Origin of the sequence: Streptomyces niphimycinicus, assembly GCF_018883605.1 — a bacterium.
Classification (GTDB): Bacteria; Actinomycetota; Actinomycetes; order Streptomycetales; family Streptomycetaceae; genus Streptomyces; species Streptomyces niphimycinicus.
In genome coordinates this window covers 1-3,961 of sequence record NZ_JAHLEM010000774.1, presented here as the reverse complement: position 1 = coordinate 3,961, position 3,961 = coordinate 1, and the positions used below count along the sequence as shown (strand labels likewise).

Sequence of the window (3,961 nt, the reverse complement as noted above, 5' to 3'; positions counted from 1 at the left end):
GAGTCACCATGGTCGGAACCCTGGCGGGCAGGAACAGTCGAGCGCGTGACAGTGGCATACGCCAACGATCAAAAACGCTCGATAAGCGTCAAGTTGCGCGTACTCCATCGGTCCGTACCAGAGCTTCTCAACACTCGGTACGAGTGGTCGGGCGCGGCGAGGGGTGGGTATCGGACATGGAGATCCTCGGAAGAGTCCCCTCCGAACCGGGACATGCCCCGCCCCCGGCCCCGCCCCCGGCCCCCTACGAGGGGACCTGGCGGTTCACCGCACCGGCCCTGGACTCCTCCGTGCCCCAGGCCCGGCACGCGGTGCGCGATCTGCTGGTCCATCAGCGCGTGCCGGTCGATGACGACCTGGTGGAGAGTCTGCTTCTGATCGTCTCCGAGCTGGTCACCAACGCCGTACGGCATGCCGCGCTGCTCTCGCCCGAGATCGCCGTCGAGCTCTCCCTGAGCCGGGACCGGGTCCGGATCGCCGTCGAGGACAACCACCCCTACCGGCCGGTCGCGCTGATGGCGGACCAGGGCGGGACCGGCGGGCGTGGACTGCTGCTGGTGACGGCGATCACGGAGGAGGCGGGCGGGGTCTACGACGTCGACCACACGGCGAGCGGCGGCAAGGTCGTCTGGGCCGCCCTTCCGCTGCCCGGCGCGGCTACCAGCCGGCCGCCGTCCCGGTGAGCTCCCGGACCGCCGGGCGGGCCGCGTCCAGCACGGTCATGAACCACGCCGAGAACGGTCCCTCGTCGCGCAGCTTCTCCAGCTCATCGGGGGTGACGAAGGCGATCTCGCCGATCTCCTCGGGGTCCGGGCGCGGGGTCGCCCGCACCAGCCCGGCGAAGAGGTGGTTGTACTCCTGCTCCACCAGGCCCGAGGCGGGGTCGGGGTGGTTGTAGCGGACGGTGCCCGCCTCCCGCAGCAGCGCGGGCGCCACGCCCAGCTCCTCACCGGTGCGCCGGGCGGCGGCCACGAAGGGCGGCTCACCGGGGTAGGGGTGGCCGCAGCAGGTGTTGGACCAGACCCCGGGGGAGTGGTATTTGCCCAGCGCACGGCGCTGGAGCAGCAGCCGCCCCTGGTCGTCGAAGAGGAAGACGGAGAACGCCCGGTGCAGCTTGCCGGGCGCGAGGTGCGCGGAGAGCTTCTCCGCGGTGCCGATCGTCGTACCGTCCTCGTCGACCAGCTCGAGCATGATCGGGTCTGCGGAACCGCTCGGCGCGGAGGGCGCGGCGGTCTCGGCGGAGGCGCCGCTGGCAGGTGTGATCGGCATGACCATCCTCATAGTTCCGACTCGTGAACATCCAAGTCTGCCGCACATGTGCCCCCTGTCTGTGTCAGTGGCACAGCTTGGCTTCGTGATCAGCATGCCCACCCGGTTCGAGCTGGAACGTGCAGTGCCCGACGTCGAAGTGGTTCCCCAGACATCCCTGCAAGGCATGCAGCATCCGCTCGTGGCCCATCGCGTCCAGAGCCCCCGGGGCGACCACCACATGCGCCGAGAGCACCGGCATCCCCGAGGTGATGGTCCACACATGGAGATCGTGCAGCCCCTCCACCCCGGGCAGGCCGAGGATGTGGGCGCGTACGGCCGCCATGTCGACATTTCGCGGCGCCGCCTCCAGAAGCACGTTCAGCGTCTCGCGCAGCAGCTTGTACGTCCGCGGGACGATCATGAGGCCGATCACCAGGGAGGCGACGGGGTCGGCCGTCTGCCAGCCGGTCGCGAGGATGATCCCGGCGGACACCAGTACCGCGACCGAGCCCAGCGCGTCCGCCGCGACCTCCAGGAAAGCGCCCCGGACGTTCAGGCTGATGCGCCGGCCGCCCCTGAGCAGGGCCAGCGACACCAGGTTCGCCGCCAGGCCGATGGCGCCGAAGACGATGGTCAGGCCGCCCTCGGTGGCGGCCGGGGTGAGGAACCGCAGCACCGCCTCGGAGAGGATGTAGCCGCCGACGCCGAACAGCAGCAGACAGTTGGCGAGGGCCGCCAGGATCTCGGCGCGGGCATAGCCGTAGGTGCGGTACGGGCTCGGGGGACGGCCCGCGAAGTGGATCGCCAGCAGCGCCATCGCGAGCCCGAGCGCGTCCGTCGCCATATGGCCGGCGTCCGCGAGCAGGGCGAGAGAGTCGGCGAGCAGACCGCCGATGATCTCCACGGCCATCACCGTGAGCGTGATGGCCAGGGCGATCCGCAGCCGCCACCGATGGGCGCCGCCGGCGGTGGTGTGGCCGCGCGCGTGGTCATGACCTGCGCCCATGTGCGTACGGCCCTCCTCCCGGCGGCGCGGTGCCCTGCTCACCAGTGAACTACGGGGCCGGGGCGCGGCCGGATCAGCCGCGCCGGTGCCCGGCCGGGCAGGGGCACCAGTGCCCGGTCGGCGCCGCCCGTGTCCCCTCAGCCGCGCCGGGCCTCGGGGTGGTGCAGGCACCAGCCCTCCCAGGCCGACTCCACCATCGCGCGCACATCGTGCCGGGCGCTCCAGCCCAGCTCCTTGGCGATCAGTTCGGTGGATCCGACGACCCGGGCCGGATCGCCCGCCCGGCGCGGCCCGACCACCGGGGTCAGCTCGGGGCGGCCGGTGACCTCCCCGATCAGATCGGACATCTCACGCACCGAGACGCCCTGACCGGTGCCGATGTTCACCGTGAGATCGCCCGGCTCCCGCTGCGTGGCCAGCCGGCGGGCCACGGCCAGATGGGCGGAGGCCAGATCCTCGACATGGATGTAGTCGCGGATGCAGGTGCCGTCGGGGGTGTCGTAGTCCGCACCGAAGATCCGGGGCGGCTCTCCCTCGGTGATCCGCTCGAACATCATCGGGATGATGTTGAACACTCCGGTGTCGGCCAGCTCGGGGCGCGTGGCGCCCGCCACATTGAAGTAGCGCAGACAGGCCGTGGCGAGGGAGTGGGCCGCGCCCGCCGCTCTGACCAGCCATTCTCCGGCCAGCTTGGTCTCCCCGTACGGATTGATCGGCAGGCACGGGGTGTCCTCGGTGACGAGTTCCACATCGGGCATCCCGTAGACGGCCGCGGAGGAGGAGAAGAGGAAGCGGCCGACCCCGGCCGCGACCGCCGCCTCCAGCAGCACCGTGAGCCCGTGCACATTCTCGCGGTAGTAGCGCAGCGGCTGCTCCACGGACTCCCCGACCTGCTTCTTCGCCGCGAGATGCACCACACCGGTAATCCGCAGCTCGGCGAGGGTGCGGTCCAGCAGCTCACGGTCCAGGATGGAGCCGCTCACCAGCGGTACCCCCTCGGGCAGCCGCGCCCGGACCCCGCTGGACAGGTCGTCGAGCACGGCCACGGGCTCGCCCGCCTCGGCCATGGCCCGCACGACATGCGACCCGATATATCCGGCACCACCTGTGATCAGCCATGTCATGCCCCGCACCCTATCCGTGGCGGGACGGCCGCCGTTTGTGGAGGACAGCAGCCATCCACCATGATGATCCGCGGCACGCGGAAGTGGTCGTTCCCCCGATCGTGTGGTGAATGTGCGGTGAACGGCGGCTTCCATCAATCCGATAGCCTCTGCCCGACGTGCCGCCGGCCCCGCGGGGCCAGGGCGTGCGATGCCCATGGCCCGGAGGGCCCCGGCCAGTGCCATCAGCGGCGCGGCCACCATGTCAGCAGCCAAGGAGTGAGTTCGTCTGTCGACCGCGATTCTCACCGGTGCGCCGGTCGCCGGCTCGTCCCTCGAGGACGGCCTGCGATCGCTGGGCTTCGACGTGCGTACGGCGACCGACGCCGCCGCGGTCACGGCACAGCTCGCCACCGTCCCGGCGGATGAGCGGGTGGCCCTCGTGGACCCCCGCTTCGTCGGCCATGTCCATGCCCTGCGGCTGGCCCTCACCGACCCCCGCTTCCCCGCCGCCGCGGTGCGCGGCGCGCTGAGCGTCCAGCCGGAGGCCCGTACGGCGCTGGCCCGCGCGGTGACGGCTACGGCCGCCACGGCGCGGACC

4 protein-coding genes and 1 pseudogene are annotated in these 3,961 nt (G+C 71.4%); 2 read left to right on the top strand and 3 right to left on the bottom strand.

Annotated features, from left to right (window positions below):
* The first annotated feature begins 176 nt into the window (after positions 1-176).
* Positions 177-683, top strand: coding sequence for an ATP-binding protein (locus tag KN815_RS42415; RefSeq protein ID WP_216347103.1), 507 nt, complete (start codon positions 177-179; stop codon positions 681-683).
* Here KN815_RS42415 and idi read toward each other — a convergent pair.
* The 3 genes from idi to galE all read right to left on the bottom strand — a co-directional run bounded on the left by idi (position 658) and on the right by galE (position 3,381).
* On the bottom strand, positions 658-1,269 hold the full coding sequence (idi, locus tag KN815_RS42410) for an isopentenyl-diphosphate Delta-isomerase (RefSeq protein ID WP_216347102.1): 612 nt from the start codon (positions 1,267-1,269) through the stop codon (positions 658-660). The genes KN815_RS42415 and idi overlap by 26 nt on opposite strands.
* Before the next feature lie 64 nt (positions 1,270-1,333).
* A complete protein-coding gene (locus KN815_RS42405) occupies positions 1,334-2,257 on the bottom strand; it encodes a cation diffusion facilitator family transporter (protein ID WP_216347101.1) in 924 nt (307 codons plus the stop codon).
* Positions 2,258-2,394: 137 nt separating this feature from the next.
* Entirely contained in the window at positions 2,395-3,381 is a 987-nt protein-coding gene (gene galE, locus KN815_RS42400) for a UDP-glucose 4-epimerase GalE (RefSeq protein WP_216347100.1), read from the bottom strand.
* A gap of 268 nt (positions 3,382-3,649) precedes the next feature.
* Between galE and KN815_RS42395 the strand changes: the two are divergent.
* Positions 3,650-3,961: pseudogene (locus KN815_RS42395) on the top strand (CDP-alcohol phosphatidyltransferase family protein); the annotation flags it as partial.